Annotated in this window: 15 protein-coding genes; 12 read left to right on the top strand and 3 right to left on the bottom strand. The window is 49.2% G+C overall.

Features of this window, described 5'->3' with window-relative positions:
• The first annotated feature begins 38 nt into the window (after positions 1 to 38).
• From HMPREF9469_RS03330 to HMPREF9469_RS03315, 4 genes are all read left to right on the top strand, one after another.
• Positions 39 to 281 (top strand): FeoA family protein, encoded by a 243-nt coding sequence (locus HMPREF9469_RS03330; protein WP_007859147.1) that lies wholly within the window; start codon positions 39 to 41, stop codon positions 279 to 281.
• Positions 278 to 2308: a ferrous iron transport protein B gene (gene feoB, locus HMPREF9469_RS03325; RefSeq protein ID WP_007859146.1), complete on the top strand. Its 2031-nt coding sequence runs from the start codon at positions 278 to 280 to the stop codon at positions 2306 to 2308. Before HMPREF9469_RS03330 ends, feoB begins: the two co-directional genes overlap by 4 nt.
• A gap of 13 nt (positions 2309 to 2321) precedes the next feature.
• A complete protein-coding gene (locus HMPREF9469_RS03320; protein ID WP_007859145.1) occupies positions 2322 to 2627 on the top strand; it encodes a DeoR family transcriptional regulator in 306 nt (101 codons plus the stop codon).
• 161 nt (positions 2628 to 2788) lie between these two features.
• The gene (locus HMPREF9469_RS03315) at positions 2789 to 5092 is read left to right on the top strand and encodes a bifunctional diguanylate cyclase/phosphodiesterase (RefSeq protein WP_040415450.1); all 2304 of its coding nucleotides are present in this window, start codon (positions 2789 to 2791) and stop codon (positions 5090 to 5092) included.
• 201 nt (positions 5093 to 5293) lie between these two features.
• Here HMPREF9469_RS03315 and HMPREF9469_RS03310 read toward each other — a convergent pair whose 3' ends face one another.
• Complete coding sequence (locus HMPREF9469_RS03310; RefSeq protein ID WP_007859141.1) at positions 5294 to 6055, bottom strand: AIM24 family protein; 762 nt, start codon at positions 6053 to 6055, stop codon at positions 5294 to 5296.
• A 469-nt stretch (positions 6056 to 6524) separates the two neighbouring features.
• Here HMPREF9469_RS03310 and HMPREF9469_RS03305 point away from each other — a divergent pair, with 469 nt between their 5' ends.
• Both HMPREF9469_RS03305 and HMPREF9469_RS03300 read left to right on the top strand, forming a co-directional pair.
• Complete coding sequence (locus HMPREF9469_RS03305) at positions 6525 to 7424, top strand: MerR family transcriptional regulator (protein WP_007859140.1); 900 nt, start codon at positions 6525 to 6527, stop codon at positions 7422 to 7424.
• A gap of 87 nt (positions 7425 to 7511) precedes the next feature.
• The gene (locus HMPREF9469_RS03300; protein ID WP_007859138.1) at positions 7512 to 8282 is read left to right on the top strand and encodes a hypothetical protein; all 771 of its coding nucleotides are present in this window, start codon (positions 7512 to 7514) and stop codon (positions 8280 to 8282) included.
• A 35-nt stretch (positions 8283 to 8317) separates the two neighbouring features.
• Here the strand turns inward: HMPREF9469_RS03300 and HMPREF9469_RS03295 are convergent, their stop codons facing one another.
• Positions 8318 to 8677, bottom strand: coding sequence for a VOC family protein (locus tag HMPREF9469_RS03295; protein WP_007859136.1), 360 nt, complete (start codon positions 8675 to 8677; stop codon positions 8318 to 8320).
• A 167-nt stretch (positions 8678 to 8844) separates the two neighbouring features.
• Between HMPREF9469_RS03295 and HMPREF9469_RS03290 the strand changes: the two genes are divergently transcribed.
• Positions 8845 to 9756 (top strand): AraC family transcriptional regulator, encoded by a 912-nt coding sequence (locus HMPREF9469_RS03290; protein WP_007859135.1) that lies wholly within the window; start codon positions 8845 to 8847, stop codon positions 9754 to 9756.
• 87 nt (positions 9757 to 9843) lie between these two features.
• Here the strand turns inward: HMPREF9469_RS03290 and HMPREF9469_RS03285 are convergent, their stop codons facing one another.
• The gene (locus HMPREF9469_RS03285) at positions 9844 to 10194 is read right to left on the bottom strand and encodes a hypothetical protein (protein WP_007859134.1); all 351 of its coding nucleotides are present in this window, start codon (positions 10192 to 10194) and stop codon (positions 9844 to 9846) included.
• Positions 10195 to 10492: 298 nt separating this feature from the next.
• Between HMPREF9469_RS03285 and HMPREF9469_RS31050 the strand changes: the two genes are divergently transcribed.
• The 5 genes from HMPREF9469_RS31050 to HMPREF9469_RS03255 all read left to right on the top strand — a co-directional run bounded on the left by HMPREF9469_RS31050 (position 10493) and on the right by HMPREF9469_RS03255 (position 15180).
• A complete protein-coding gene (locus tag HMPREF9469_RS31050; RefSeq protein ID WP_007859133.1) occupies positions 10493 to 11041 on the top strand; it encodes a C40 family peptidase in 549 nt (182 codons plus the stop codon).
• Positions 11042 to 11097: 56 nt separating this feature from the next.
• Complete coding sequence (locus HMPREF9469_RS03275) at positions 11098 to 11799, top strand: response regulator transcription factor (RefSeq protein WP_007859132.1); 702 nt, start codon at positions 11098 to 11100, stop codon at positions 11797 to 11799.
• Entirely contained in the window at positions 11796 to 13199 is a 1404-nt protein-coding gene (locus tag HMPREF9469_RS03270) for a sensor histidine kinase (protein WP_007859131.1), read from the top strand. Before HMPREF9469_RS03275 ends, HMPREF9469_RS03270 begins: the two co-directional genes overlap by 4 nt.
• 355 nt (positions 13200 to 13554) lie before the next feature.
• Positions 13555 to 14199 (top strand): GNAT family N-acetyltransferase, encoded by a 645-nt coding sequence (locus HMPREF9469_RS03260; protein ID WP_007859130.1) that lies wholly within the window; start codon positions 13555 to 13557, stop codon positions 14197 to 14199.
• Between the two features lie 69 nt (positions 14200 to 14268).
• Positions 14269 to 15180 (top strand): NAD(P)-dependent oxidoreductase, encoded by a 912-nt coding sequence (locus HMPREF9469_RS03255; RefSeq protein ID WP_007859129.1) that lies wholly within the window; start codon positions 14269 to 14271, stop codon positions 15178 to 15180.
• Positions 15181 to 15381 lie beyond the last annotated feature (201 nt).

Below are 15381 nucleotides of genomic sequence, written 5' to 3'. Positions count from 1 at the left end.
GATGGATCACGCATGTGAGCACAGAGAGGAGAGGGAATATGAAAGGGAATATGAAAAAGCTGTCGGAAGCAGACAATGGTGAACAGGGTGTGATCTGCGAGATCCAGGGGGATACCAGGTTTTTAAGCAGGGTCACCTCCATTGGCCTTACCATAGGCTGCCCGGTGACTGTTCTTCAAAATGAGAAAAAGCATCCCGTCCTATTGTACAGCCGGGATACCATGGTTGCACTTAACCGTGAGGAGTGTGAAAGGATTCAGATCGGGGGTGAGGGAAAATGACAAAGACTTTCGTTGATCATCCGGTCATCGCTCTGCTGGGACAGCCCAACTCGGGAAAGTCCACCTTATTTAACGGGCTTACGGGTTTGAGGCAGCATGTGGGAAACTGGCCGGGAAAAACAGTAGAGCAAAAGGAGGGATATTATAACCGGAATGGGATCAGATATACGGTAACGGACCTGCCGGGAACCTACAGCCTTTCTGCCAACTCAGATGAGGAGATCATCACAAGGGATTACATAGCCGGAGGAAAGGCGGATGCGGTGTGCATCCTGGCAGATGCGTCCCAACTGGAGCGGAGCTTATTTATGCTGGCGGATTTTGCGGGGATTAGGACGCCGGCCCTGTTGCTGCTGAACATGATGGATGTGGCCACGGAGCAGGGGAAAACCGTGGATGCGGGGATACTTGAGGAACGTTTGGGGATTCCGGTCGTGCCCTTTACTGCCAATGATGTCAAAAACTACGGCGGGTTTTATGAGGCCCTTGACAGAGTCCTGAGGGAACGGCCGGTGCTGGATACCGGGCTGTTGGAGCGGAAGTACATGGACACGGAGCATTTTCCTGAAGTTTGCAGGCTGATGCCGGAGAACGGCATGGGTGATTATTCGGGCTTGTGGCTGGCGGCAAAAGTCGTGGAGGGAGACGTGCCCGTGACCGCTAAGGTGAAGGAACTGCTGGATGAGAAAGACAGGACAGAACTGGACGGACTTCTCTCAGAGATCAGCCATGGCGCTCTCCTCACCGGGCAGTGCAAGTTTGCGTGGATCGACTGTATTCTAAAGGGGGCCGTGGAGGGAAAGAAAAGAACAGCTTCCCTGGGAGCATTTGACCGTGTGGCTACCAGCAGGCGGTGGGGAAAACCCCTGGCTGTTGCCATCATCCTTCTGGGGCTGGTGGCGTCCTTTATCCCGGCCATGCCCTTTATGGTGGGAGGAAGTCTTCTGCCCTCAGTATTGACTCCGGCCCTGACCCATGTGCTGGAGGCAGTGGGAGCGCCCGGGATCCTCATCAGGCTGGTGTGTGATGTGGGGGTGAACGCCCTGTATTTTGCCATTTCCATGATCGGATTTGTCTTTGGAATCACGCTGGTGTTTGGGTTTATTGAAGAGATCGGCTATATGGCCAGGATCTCCTATGTATTTGACCAGACCATGGCAAAGCTGGGGCTTCAGGGCAAGGCAATCATGCCTTTTCTGGTGAGTTTCGGCTGTACCATAGGAGGTGCGGCAGGCACGCGGGTGATCGATAACTGGGGGCAGAGGATCCTTACCATTGCTCTTGCCTGGGCAGTGCCCTGCGCGGCGACCTGGGCCATTGTACCGGTGATATCCAGCGTATTCTTCGGGTCCTGGGCGCCTCTTGTAATTGTGGCGATCTTTGTTGTGGCCCTTGTACATATGTGGATCACCTCCAAGGTGTTTGGCCGTTATCTGATAAAAGGGGAGCGCACAGGACTTATTATGGAGCTTCCGCCTTACCACAGGCCCAGATGGGGCAGCCTGTTCCGGTATGTGTTTGGCAGGACAAAGGACGTGCTGGTACGGGCGCTGAAGGTGATACTGATGATCTCCCTTATCTTCTGGCTGCTGTCCTACACTTCGGACGGCAATGTGGAGCGCAGCGTGATCTACCGGGTTGGCACCTTTATTGAACCGGCGACCCGTATCTTTGGATTGAGCTGGCAGACATTTCTGGCCTTTGTCTCCTCAGCGGTGAGTAAGGAGGCGGCCCTGGGGGTTCTCAGCTCTCTCTATGCGGGAACGGGCACGATTTTTGCCTCAACCGTAGGCGGAGCGGAACAGGCAGCCAATCTGGGGGAAATATTGGCAGCCAATATCGGGCGTGCAGAAGCTCTTGCATTTATTTTTGCAGTCACCTTTAATATCCCCTGCATTGTGGCAGTGGCCTCCACCTATCAGGAGACCCACTCCGCAAAATGGACAGGAAGGATTGCCCTGTACTATGTGGGAATGGCCCTTCTTATGTCGTTTTTGGTGTACCATGTGGGTGTGATCCTATTCTGACAGGAGGATGGCTGTGACAGGACTTTTGAGATTATTGAAGGAGGGCAGGGCCTGGTCCGTGGAAGAACTGGCCGGCCGGCTGGAGACCAGCCAGGAAGACATCAGACGCCAGGTGGAGTATCTGGAGCATACGGGCTTTCTTCGCAGATTGGACAGCATGGGACGGTGTGCCGCGGGATGCGGTTCGGCCTGCGGTTCCGGATGCACACGGGGCCTGGGGATGTCCGGGATGCCGGTGATGTGGGAGGTTATAAGCAAATCTGAGTACCAGGAGATTCCGAGAATACACTATTGCAAAGAGGAGAATGCATTGTTATAATAATACTGAATTGAAAAGTGATGCTGCGGTTTTCAGCTCATTATGATCATGAGGGCTTGGGCAGACTGTTATCAGTCTGCCTTTTTGGTATTTTTGATGGAAAAGGGAGCCACTGCCCTTGTCCGCTGAGGAGCGGATTCTGTCGGGCATATAAAGGAGGAATGGCTTTGGAAGAGGGGACCATAAAAAAGCAGATCATCCTATCCGGAATTTTGGTTGCTGTCATCAGCGGAATACTGATGTTCATAGGCTGTGTTGTCTATGGAAGCATAAAGGGCGCCCAGGAAAAGGAAGCACAAAAATACATGAGAGAGGTCGTGTCGCAGTATAGAAGTATTATCACGGCGCAGATCGATGGTGACCTGCAGACCCTGGATGCACTGGCTGCCTTTGTAGGGCAGGATGAGACAGTGGACTTTGACTTTATACTCCCGCGGCTGGAAGTGGAAAGCCGCCGCAATGACTTTGTACGCATGGGGTTTATATCCACGGATCGGAAGGGGTATCTGATGGATACGAATGGGGAGAAGCGCTATGATATTGATTTAAGTGACGAAGATTTTATACAGGAAACCCTATCCGGCAAACCTGTGGTATCAGAGATAACAGAGGACAGATTTTCAGGTGAGGCCGTTGTTTTTTATGGGGTTCCGGTCACACATAATGGAAATATAGTGGGGGCCATCACAGCCACCCGCCTGGCCTCCGGCTTTTCTGAGATTATCAGCGGGGAGATATTTGGCGGTGCTGCCTATATCCATGTGGTGGATTCCCAGGGGAATTTTATCCTTCGCTCTGAGCATGCAGTCATTGACAGACCCCTGAATAATGTTTTTGATGACGGGGAGATTGCGGAACAGACCCGTTTGTCCATACTTTCCGATATGGCAAGGGGAGGGGATTCCTTTGCCACCTTCCGGTTCCGGGGAAATGACTACTGGGCCACCTTTATTCCGGTTGGGATCAATGACTGGCAGATCTTCTGCCTGGTTTCCCATACGTTCCTGAATCATAATTTCAGTGCGCTGTTCACCGTATGCCTGTGCGTCATGGCCTGTATATTGGCTCTGTTTGTTGTATTGTTTTTGTATATTTACAGTATTTTAAAGAAAGGGGAAAAGACGCTTCAGGTCCTTGCATATAAAGATATTCTTACAGGGGCGGATAACCGGAACCGCTTTGTCAAAGACCTGCCCGACATGCTCCAGGAGCCATGGGACCATGCCATGGTATTGATGAACATTACGGGATTCAAATTCGTCAATGAATTTTTTGGATTTGAAAGGGGAGATCTCCTGCTAAAGCATATTGCAGGCGTATTTCATGCTAACATCAAGGAGGGGGAGCGCTTTTACCGGGATAGTGCGGAACATTTCGGTATGCTGACCCGCTATGACAGCAAAGAAGCGCTGATTGCCGGAATTCAGAAAATACAATCTGAGATCAATGCTTACACGGTGAGCCCCAATCAGGATTACCACATAAACTGTAATTTCGGGATTCATGTAATACGTGCCGGGGATGCAAAGGCCAACGGACTATCCCCGGATGCGGTGATCAACGGCGCGCAGCTGGCGCTTGACAGTGTGAAGGGCAATACAGCCATCCTGTTTGCGTTTTATGATGAAACCATCCATGAGAAGGCCCGTAAAAAAACAGAGATTGAAAGTCAGATGCATTCGGCCCTGTCCAACGGGGAATTCCACATGTATCTCCAGCCAAAGTATTATCTGAGTGATCCCAATGGGGAAGGTCCGGCACAAGAAGACACGGTATCAGGAGGACCTGTTCTGCACAGTGCGGAAGCACTGGTGCGCTGGTATTCAGGAGATGGGACCATACACTATCCGGATGAGTTCATTCCAGTGTTTGAAGAAAATGGATTTATTACAGAGCTTGACATGTATATGCTGGAGGAAGCCTGCAGGAAAGTTTCATACTGGATCCGGCAAGGATATAAAGCAGTCCCCATTTCTGTAAATCAATCCAGAATCTTTTTCTATGATGAGGAATATCTTAATAAGTTCCATCAGATTGTGGACCGTTATCACATCGACCCGTCCCTGATCATACTGGAAGTGACAGAGAGTGTGGCTATGAGTAATTTAGAACAGGTTAAGATGGTCATTAAAAAGCTGCATCATATGGGATTTTCCATTTCCATGGATGACTTTGGAAGCGGATATTCATCCCTTAATACACTAAAGGACCTGGATATTGCGGAGCTGAAGCTGGATAAGGAATTCCTGTCCGAACAGTCCACATCACCCAGGGGCAAGGTGGTCATTGAGAGCATGATCCACCTTGCAAAGTCGCTATCGATCACAACGGTTGCGGAGGGAATTGAGAATGAGATGCAGCTGGAATTTTTGCGGTCCATAAGCTGCGATATCGGCCAGGGGTATTATTTTGCAAAACCAATGCCCATAGAGGAGTTTGAACAGTCCATCCTTCAGATTACATAAATCAACCCGGCAGACAGGCAACGGAATCCAGGGAATCAGAACCCCTTCCTGAGACAATTGAGATCATAATAGAGACCAGACGTTTCAGGTGACATTGGAGCCCCTGGGGGAAGCAGGCAGTCGAAGACGTCCAATAGACAAGTTGATGCATGTCAGGCGCAGCGAAAAGCTGCGCCTGTTGTTTTGTATGGACAAATGGTATTATTTTGCAACAGGGGCCAGAAGAACCTTGCCCGTGCCGCGGTATACATTGACCAGGCCTTCCCCGGAGGCCGCGGATCCGATCAGGGATTTGCCGGAACGCTCCACTGTAAAATTGAGGCTGCCGCTCCAGGCGATTGCCATGTTTCCATCTATCTTAAGTACATCGTTGTCCAGGGTTATCTCCACTAATTCTTCTCTGGGGCAGGGGGACTCCAGACAGAGGACTCCGCTGCCGTTAATGCCCAGGTTAAACAGGCCTTCCCCGCCGGCCACGGCAGAGGAGAGATTGGAACGCATGACCGCTTTATGCTTTAAATTGGAATCGCATGCCAGGAACAGCCCGTCATCCAATACAATGGAGCCATTCCAGTCCGCCAGGTCAAGCAGGATGATATGGCGATAGGTTGGCTCCAGTACCATTGTGCCATCACCTGTGTATTCCGGCTTTATTGCACTTTCGCCAGTTACTTTTCCACGGACTGCTTTGCCGAATAAGTCGCCCACTCCTTTAATTCCAGTGGTGGCATTTACATTTCCTACCATCCACTGCATGGCGCCGGCCTGGAGGGTGATGTCAGCCTTACTCAGGTCGCATACCACCTGGCGTTTGCGGACATTCATGGCCGCGCTGAAGTAAGCGGTTGCAGCGTCCGAGGGCATAACGCTCAGATCCCTTTGATATTCGATTACAGTAAAGGGACCTAACTGGTCAAGTATTTTGACATCATCGTTATTCGTGAAGTTTGAAATATGATACATGATAGCATTCCTCCTAAAAGTATAAGTAGTTTATGTATGTTTTTGATAATAAGCTAATTTAACTGGAAAAAATAGTAGATAAAGTATTAAATTTTTTAAAATGAATGTTCAAAAATTCCTTGACCCTCACGTTACGTGATAATATAAGATAAGGATACCCTCAGTGGACAAGGGGATACACGCCCCAACCGCCGTCTTTTGGCGGCTGGCCGCGTTAACGTCAGTCGGCGTACGTCCAGTACGCCTCCATCCGTTGCCTTACCAGCCACCAAAATACGGTGATTGGGGTCCGAAGGAGTTTTGCGCCTCAGATTTGTGATTCTGCAAGGCACTGGAACGAGGCGTACTGGACGTACGCCGAGCGACAGTAACGCCGCAGAATCACAAATCTGTGGTGCAAAACCGCGTGTCCCCTTGTCCACTGAGGATAAAAATATATCTTTTATAAAAAAAGATTGGAGCTGATAAGATGAGAACCGTAAAAGAGGTTGCCCGGCTGACCGGTGTCAGTGTACGCACGCTGCAGTATTATGATGAGATCGGTGTATTCAGGCCCACCAGGGTTACGGATGCGGGATACCGCCTGTATGATGACGAATCCCTGAATACCCTGCAGCAGGTCCTGTTTTTTAGGGAGCTGGATTTTCCCTTAAAAGACATAAGGATCATTATGGAAACACCTGGTTTTAACAAGATAGAAGCATTCCAAAAGCAGAAAGCCCTGTTAAAGGCAAAGCGGGACCGTTTGGACCGTTTGCTGGACCTGCTTGACAGGCTGGAGAAAGGGGAGACGTGTATGAGCTTTAAGGAATTTGATCTTAGTGAGTATCTGCATATATTGGAGCAGTTCAGGAATGAAAATATGGAGGAAGTTATCCGTCATTGGGGGAGCGTGGAGGAATTTGACCAGTTGATGGAACGCATTAAGGACCACGAGTCCAGCATTGCACAGGACGCAATTAAATATTACGGCAGTGTGGAGGCCTATGTGGAGGCCATGAAGGACAGCATGGAGCATTTCTCGGAAAATATGGAAAAGATGGAGCAGATCAAGGAAAAGGGATATGTGGAGAGAAATCAGATCCTGATCGAACAGCTGTTAAAGGATCTGTCAAAAGATCCGGGATCAAAGGAAATCCAGGACATAATCGGCCAGATGATGAACCTGTTGGATGAGGAGGACAAGCCGGACATGGATCTGGGAGAAAATTATTGGGATGTCATGATCGACAGCTACCTTCATAATTCAGCCCTGATAGAAAACATGGATAAAAAATATGGGAAGGGCGCTTCCGTATTTATGGGGAAGGCGCTTTCCTGCTATATGGAAACATCAGGAAAATGTCATAGAAAAACCAGAGAACTGTAAGCAAAGATTAAAGCTTGAAGGAAAGAAACCTGATATAGTAAAACCAGAAACTTATCTGCCTTTCAAAGGCAGGAGAAAGGCGGATCTATGAGGAGATATACCAGGTTATTTTTCCTTCTGGCCGTTGTGTCAGCGCCTGTCACAGGCTGTGGGGGAAGCAGGACGGAAAAGCCGGTGGCTGCGTTAAGTGAGCTGAATGGGCTTACCGAGGAACAGATTGAGGAAAAAATAATTGGCCTTGAGCAATCAAAGATTGCCGAGGCCTGGGGAGAACCGGTCATGTCGCTGTTTGGCATGGACGGGGATATGTATGAGCTGGATAAGGACAAAAAGGGCCTGATCGTGTATTATGGCGGAGACGGCCGCAGGGTGGTGGATGTCAGGCTGAGCGAAAAGGAAAATGATACCTCCCAGGAGACGGAGCAGTCGGCTCCCTCCATTACGCTTAGGGATGTCCTTTCCAGTACTATGAATGAATTTATAGTTACATCAGGAAATTATACATGGAATTTCAAAAAAGGGGATGAGATGACCGGGGTGATCGCCTGCGGCGCTCATCCTCTGTATGAAGCAAAGGACAAGGAACCCTTAAAACTTCCGCGGTATAGTGGATCTGATCATGTAACCTACAGCATTTCCTGTACCCCAATGCCCAGCCGGGTCACGGTGTATGAATATTCCATAGAGGATCTGGAAGGATCAGATGTCCAGCCCATATCAAGCAGGGCGTATGAGGAGGCCCTGCTGCCTGAACTGAAAGCCGGACGGGTGTACGAACTGTTTGCCCAATGGGACGAGGAGGAACTGGAAAAAAATGGAGGGTATGGAACAGCCAGTTATGTGGTGGTGACGGAATGAAAAGGATCGGCCGTGAGAGGCATCCCAATGCAGGATCACGCGATCAATTCCACAATATTGCCTTCCGGGTCATAGACACTGCTGCTGTAATGTGAGGATCCGGACAAATGTGGTTCGCAGATCACCTCGTGGCCTTCCAGGACCAGCCGGCTGGTCAGGATATTGACACGTTTTCTGCTGCCCAGTCTGAACGCCAGGCTGACTAACGTCTGAACACCGGAGGAATTGGGAAGGCTCCGGCTGCCGGACATTGGTCCCCTGGGCATTAGTTTGATCCGGAAGCCGCCCTTAAAGCACAGAACAGTCCCCTCGCTGTCCGCCACAGCGCCCAGGTATTTTATATAAAAATCCTTCATCTGCTCCGGGTTGCCGGATGAGATTACGATATGGTCCATTTTCACGTTTATCATCTCACTTTTTATAAAGTTTTCTTGTTTCTCTTACTTTTTATATTATAATAAAATGAGGATCATTTCTAATGAAATGCAAGCCAAAAATAACAGAATCTTGTCATTTTGCATGACATGCAGAGGAACACAGGAGGACACACGGGAGAACAGAAATGCAGCTGAACTATCTTGAGGTAAATGGAAATCTGGAGGAGGTCACATGCCACGGGTCACCGGCATTTCCCATGGAAGTCTATCTGGACAACCTGGACCTATATCCAAATCGGATGATCCCGTGGCATTGGCACCGGGAACTGGAATTTGTATATGTTTTAACCGGGACCATTGAATTTCAAACGGGTGCCCGGATCTATGTGATCTCTGAGGGGCAGGGAGGTCTTCTTCCGTCTAATATGCTTCATATGGTAAATCCTTACCGGCAGCAGAGGGGAAGCACTTACTGTGCGGTGCTTGCTGATCCGTATCTGCTCCATGGACTTTCCGGCGGCGCGGTTGAAACACGGTACGTGTCATCCCTTACCGGTTCGGGGGAAGATTTCTTTTTGTTTGACAACAGCTGTTCTTGGCATGGGAAGATCCTGGACTTTATCCATGAGATGTATTTGTGTGACGTAAACCGTCCCGCGGGTTATTTGTGGAAACTGCAGATCCTGGTCCAGCAGTCAGGGCTCACCCTGTTTGAACATCTTGACGAACACCTTGATACAAACCAGGGAAACCACAGTCCCTGTGAGGACATCCGGTATCAGAGAGTCCGTGCCTGTCTGGAATATATCCATCAGGAATATGCAGGAAAGGTCCGTCTGGAGGATATTGCAGATGCAGCCTGCGTCAGTGTCAGCGAGTGCTGCCGCGATTTCAGGCAGGTCCTTGGACAAGCGCCCGTGGACTACCTTATTTCTTACCGCGTCCGTATGGGAGAATATCTTTTGGCTCATTCTGATAAGAGTGTGCTTGAGATCGCCCTGGCTGTGGGATTTTCTGGAAGCAGCCATTTTTCCAATACATTCTTCCGGTACAGGGGATGCACACCTTTGAACTACAGAAAAAGGGGAGGAAAATAAATTGACCCTGAACTGCCAAATCCCTGCTGTCCAATTATGGAAAGCAGGGATTTGATCAACGGTTATTGATGGTGCTATTAATGCTGTTTATTGATGGTGTCTTCTTCCGGCCGAATGGCTGTGTGATGTGCTGTGGGACCGGGAACCATCTGTCCGGCCGCAGTTACCGCGGGAAGATGTGTGGCTGTGGGTTCCGTCAATGGTGCAGTCCGCAACAGGGCAGCCGGAATTGTGCTCATGGCCGCCGTCAATGGTGCAGCCTGTAACGGAGCAGCCGGAGTTGTGCTCATGGCCGCCGTCAATGGTGCAGCCTGTAACAGGGCAGGCGGCAGTTCCGGTATAAGCCCCTGGGGTCGCCGGACCATTGGCAGCCAGGGAACTGATGGGGAAAGCGAACACAGCCAAAACAGTTAATGCAGTGATGATTTTTTTCTTCATATCTAAGACTCCTTTTCTCGCCGGATGTAAACTATTTGGCAATTGGCGGCATTTTCCGCCGCCGTATCAAAGACAGCCGGCCGATGTATCAAAATATATCTGACAAATGTGGGGATAATATGGGGAATCGGATATTGCCCTAAACACCATATATCCGCCATGTTTTTTCATACAATGAAAGTATATAACAACCCTGCTGGTTTGGAAAGAGGAAACTATAAATAATCATATAATCCCCACATTCTTGAGGTAAATTGTAACAGAAATGTAACAATTACGAAAAGAAATGGAGACACTTATGAGAAGAATGAAACTGACAGCAGCTTTTACCGTATTGTTTCTGGCCGCCTCAAATCCTTATACCGTGAAAGCAGATACAATAATAGTTGAAAAACCGTCCATTGTGATGGATGAAACTGAAAAAACAGAGGAACCGGCCATTGACATAGACCAGCCTTCCACGCAGGAGATCCAAGAGGACATTGTGGAAATTCCTCAGGTCAGCACAGGAGAGCAGGTAGTGGCCTACGCATCCCAGTTTGTAGGGAATCCATATGTTTACGGCGGAACCAGTCTGACCAATGGCGCGGACTGTTCCGGATTTGTGATGAGGGTGTACGAGCAATTCGGCGTTTCCCTGCCCAGAACATCCAGGGCTCAGGGACGTGTGGGGATGGATGTGGGCGGTCTGGAACATGCGCAGCCGGGGGACATTGTCTCCTACAGGGGACATATCGGCATCTATAAAGGACAGAATCAGCTTGTCCATGCCAGCAATGCCAGGGAGGGGATCACCATTTCACCGGCAAATTATAAGCCAATCTTGTCCGTCCGCCGTGTGGTATAGTATAATAAATATTTGTGCGCCTCCTGAAAAGGCGGAAGTTTGAATCGGAGGGAAAGATGAAATGTCCAAGAACCATCCTTATTGTGGATGATGAAGAAAAGATAGTGGAAGTCCTTCAGGTCTATCTGAAAAAGGAAGGATATCAGGTGCTGTGCGCTTATGACGGTACCACGGCAATGAAATTGTTTAAGGAAAATGAGGTTTCATTGATATTGCTGGATCTAATGCTTCCGGATATTATGGGGGAACAGGTCTGCAGGTCCATCCGCACGGTTTCCCGTGTTCCCATTATCATGCTGACTGCCAGAACGGAAGAGGCTGATCTGATCAACGGGCTTCAGATGGGGGCGGATGATTATATTTTCAAGCCGTTCAGTCCAAGGGCTGTGGTTGCAAAGGTTGGGGCTGTTTTGAGAAGGGCTGAGGGGGATGAACTGACCAGCCTGCCGGTATCCTATAACCAGGGAAAACTGGTCATTGATTTTGACAATATGATTGTGAAGGTGCAGGGAAAAGAGACCGACTTAACCCCAACGGAATTAAAGATCCTGACCACCATGGCCAAGGCCCCTAACCGTATTTTCACAAGGGAGCAGCTGATTACCTATGCACTGAATGACGACTTTGACGGCTATGACCGGAGCATTGATACATATATCAAAGGAATCCGGTCGAAGATCGAAGACGACCGCAGGTACCCTTCCTATATCCTTACGGTACATGGATTGGGTTATAAGTTTGCCGGAGAAATAGAATGAAAAAAAGTTTGAAGAACATCCTGATCATATCCTATTCCATCATGGCTCTTCTGATCGTTTTGGGATTAAGCCTGTTTTTTAATATCATGGCCGACAGCCTGTTTGAGCAATATGCGATCAAACAGCAGAGGACCCAGATCGATCAGATGATCAGCCAGATTGATCAGCTCTACGATGAAAAGACAGGTACATTTGACCAGAAAGGGATAGAGATCATAGGATATGCCGCCCTGCAGAATGGCCTTATTATCCATGTCCAGGCAGAGAACAGTGAAATGGACTGGGATATGCGTACCCACCGCTCCCATGAATGCGATATGATCCTGAAACATGCAGAAGGAAAGATGAAGGAACGCTACCCCAACTTTAATGGAAGCTACACACAGGAGACATATACGCTGGACCGCGGGGGAACGCCATTCGGCACATTAAAGGTAGGATATTATGGCCCCTATTCACTGAATGATCAGGAGCTGGAGCTGATGGGGAACCTGAATCATTCGCTGCTGGTTATTGGAGCAATTGCGCTTTTAGGTGTGGTGATCCTGGGAACGCTCATTGCCCGCGCTGTCTCCAAACCCATTGACAGCGTGATCTTGGTGGCCCAGAAGATTGCAGGAGGAGAATACGGCGCCCAGGCAAGGACAGGACAGGGGATGCGTGAGACCAGCCATATGGTGGAAGCCATCAATGAAATGTCCCTGGCCCTGGAAAAAGAGGAAAAGCAGAAACGTCAAATCACGTCAGATGTGGCCCATGAACTGCGGACGCCCCTCACCAATCTCCAGAGCCACATGGAGGCTATGATCGATGGAATCTGGGATCCTACCTCGGAACGCCTAAAAAGCTGTCACGCTGAGATTTTGCGCCTGGTCAGGATTGTGGAGCAGCTGCAGGAGCTGTATTCCCTGGAAAACTGCCGCCAGGAGTTAAACCGTACGGAGTTTGAGTTTTGCAGCCTGTGCCGGGAGGTTTTTCATGATTTCGAGATCAGGATCCGGGCAAAGGAGATCGTGATGGAGATCGATGCCCAACAGGGAGACCGGCTGTACGCTGACTATTTCCGGATAAAACAATGTCTGGTAAACCTGTTGTCAAACGCCCTGACCTATACACCGGAGGGAGGAACGATCCGGGTAACATACAGAACACAGGAAGACGGCAAAATCGTGATATCCGTGGAGGATAATGGGATTGGAGTGCCGAAGGAAGAACTGCCCTTCCTGTTTGATAGGTTTTACCGGGTGGATAAATCCAGAAGCAAGAAAACAGGAGGAATGGGGATCGGACTTTCCATCACAAAGGCCATTGTGGAGCAGCACGGAGGCAGGATCCATGGCGAAAGCCGGGAGGGAGGCGGCACCCGATTTGTCATAAAGCTGCCGGGAAAAAATAAATAACAATGAAAAAGGATATGGGTACAGGGAGTCTGTGATCCATATCTTTTTTATTGGAATCCCTGGTGACAGGGCTGTTGGGATCACCCATCTATCATAAAATTACCACATTTGGACGGTATGATGAAACAGTTCCGGAACGCCGTTCCATCGGAATCCATTCCCATAGAAACTTTTTCCATGGAATTACCTGCAGCAGAATCCACTCAGGTGGAACCATTCTCCGGCATTGGGCAATGATAAAATAGAGATGAAACAGGAGAAGATGATGGCTATCTTTTCCTGTTTTTTTATACTATAATACCTTTATAATCGTATATGGTGAAAACGACAGTAATAGATGGAGGGAGATCATACGATGAGTATAAAGTTAAGGCTTGAACAGCCTGAAGACTACCGTCAGACCGAAAATATGACCCGTGAGGCATTTTGGAATATTTATTCCCCAGGATGTTGTGAACATTACCTTCTCCATGTTATGCGCAGCCGCCCCGCTTTTGTGGGTGAACTGGACTATGTGGCCAAGGATGGGGACAGGATCATTGGAAATGTGGTCTGTGTAAAGGGGATCATCCATGGGGATGACGGACAGGATTACCAGGTGCTGAGTTTGGGGCCGATTTCCGTTCTGCCCCAATACCAGCGGTCCGGTGTTGGAAGGAAAATGATCGAACATACCAAAGAAATAGCCCGGAATCTGGGGTACAGGGCAATTCTGCTCTGCGGTGATCCGGATTACTATTCACGCCGAGGTTTTATTCCTGCCGAGGAACTGGGAATCCGGACCGCTGACAATATGTATGCCGCAGCACTTCAGGCCTGTGAGTTGTACAAAGGTGCTCTCAATGGAATCAGCGGACGCTATGTGGAGGATGGAATCTACGAAGCGGATGAATCTGCAGTCAATCACTTCGATCAGGAATTCCCGGAAAAAGAAAAGATAAGCGGCACCCCATCACAGCTTCGTTTTCTGGAATTGGCAGCTATGCGGAGAAGCGTATGATCTTCCCGTTTCTGTAACAATGATAAAACTAAATACAGCAGACGGATGTCTGCCCTTTTGGAGGTGGAAATGATGCAGAAGATAGGCTTTATCGGACTTGGGATCATGGGAACGCCCATGGCAAGGCTCCTTTTAAAAGCAGGATATCAGGTGAATATTTATGCCAGAACGGATGTGCACGTAAAGCCCCTGGCAGAAGAAGGCGGGATTGCCAGACAAACTCCCAAAGAGATTGCTGAGCACAGCGATGTGATCATTACCATGCTGCCGGATTCACGGGTGGTGGAAGAAGTAATGTTTGGCGAAAACGGAGTGTATGAAGGCCTGGATGAAGGAAAGATATTTATGGATATGGGCAGTTCGGATTATGCCAGCACTCAAAGAATCAGCAAGAAACTGGAAAAAAAAGGGGTCAGAATGCTGGATGCCCCGGTAACCGGCGGCGCCAAGGGAGCAGCGGAGGGAACCCTGACAATTATGGTTGGAGGGAATGTTGACACCCTGGAACAGGTGCGTCCTATACTGGAGGTAATGGGAGATAAGATCATACCGGTTGGACCCGTTGGCTCAGGGGATATTGCAAAAGCATGCAACCAGATGCTGTTTGCCCTGAATCTGAGCGCTGCGTCCGAGGTCCTGGCGCTGGCTGTCAAGGCAGGACTGGATCCACAGGTACTGATGTCCGTGGTGAACTCAGGCTCAGGGGAAAGCTTTGCCGGACGTGTAAAAATGGAGAACTTTACATTTAAGCGCAATTTCAAGCCGGGATTTACCACGGATCTTATGGCCAAGGATGTAGACATGGCCCTGGATATGGCAAGAAGCTTGCAGGTGCCGATGAAGTTGGGAAATCTGGCCAGGGAAAATATCCGCGTTGCTCAGAACTGCGGATTTGGATCAGATGACTGCAGTTCCATTGTCCGGGTTGCGGAACAGGAGTCGGATGTGGTGATACAACCGTTTGCCGATAACGATAAATGAGAATGAATGAAAAAGTATAAAAGGCTGCTATGAAGATAGCCGAATTTCATAGCAGCCTTTTGGTATGTAGAAAACAATGCCATGTAATCCCAGCGGTTCTACAGGTGCCATTGCAATGTAAAACCCGCTTGCATTTGCGGCCATTCCAGGAAGGATGCCTTTAATGGTTTATCTGATGTGCATCACCGCTGTCCCTTGGGC

This window comes from [Clostridium] citroniae WAL-17108 (genome assembly GCF_000233455.1).
GTDB lineage: Bacteria > Bacillota > Clostridia > Lachnospirales > Lachnospiraceae > Enterocloster > Enterocloster citroniae.
This window is presented reverse-complemented; position numbering and strand designations above follow the sequence as displayed.

Coding starts and splice junctions, on each gene's coding strand:
- HMPREF9469_RS03330 (WP_007859147.1), top strand. CDS start 39: ATGAAAGGGAATATGAAAAAGCTGTCGGAAGCAGACAATGGTGAACAG.
- feoB (WP_007859146.1), top strand. CDS start 278: ATGACAAAGACTTTCGTTGATCATCCGGTCATCGCTCTGCTGGGACAG.
- HMPREF9469_RS03315 (WP_040415450.1), top strand. CDS start 2,789: ATGGCTTTGGAAGAGGGGACCATAAAAAAGCAGATCATCCTATCCGGA.
- HMPREF9469_RS03310 (WP_007859141.1), bottom strand. CDS start 6,055: ATGTATCATATTTCAAACTTCACGAATAACGATGATGTCAAAATACTT.
- HMPREF9469_RS03305 (WP_007859140.1), top strand. CDS start 6,525: ATGAGAACCGTAAAAGAGGTTGCCCGGCTGACCGGTGTCAGTGTACGC.
- HMPREF9469_RS03300 (WP_007859138.1), top strand. CDS start 7,512: ATGAGGAGATATACCAGGTTATTTTTCCTTCTGGCCGTTGTGTCAGCG.
- HMPREF9469_RS03295 (WP_007859136.1), bottom strand. CDS start 8,677: ATGGACCATATCGTAATCTCATCCGGCAACCCGGAGCAGATGAAGGAT.
- HMPREF9469_RS03290 (WP_007859135.1), top strand. CDS start 8,845: ATGCAGCTGAACTATCTTGAGGTAAATGGAAATCTGGAGGAGGTCACA.
- HMPREF9469_RS03285 (WP_007859134.1), bottom strand. CDS start 10,194: ATGAAGAAAAAAATCATCACTGCATTAACTGTTTTGGCTGTGTTCGCT.
- HMPREF9469_RS31050 (WP_007859133.1), top strand. CDS start 10,493: ATGAGAAGAATGAAACTGACAGCAGCTTTTACCGTATTGTTTCTGGCC.
- HMPREF9469_RS03275 (WP_007859132.1), top strand. CDS start 11,098: ATGAAATGTCCAAGAACCATCCTTATTGTGGATGATGAAGAAAAGATA.
- HMPREF9469_RS03270 (WP_007859131.1), top strand. CDS start 11,796: ATGAAAAAAAGTTTGAAGAACATCCTGATCATATCCTATTCCATCATG.
- HMPREF9469_RS03260 (WP_007859130.1), top strand. CDS start 13,555: ATGAGTATAAAGTTAAGGCTTGAACAGCCTGAAGACTACCGTCAGACC.
- HMPREF9469_RS03255 (WP_007859129.1), top strand. CDS start 14,269: ATGATGCAGAAGATAGGCTTTATCGGACTTGGGATCATGGGAACGCCC.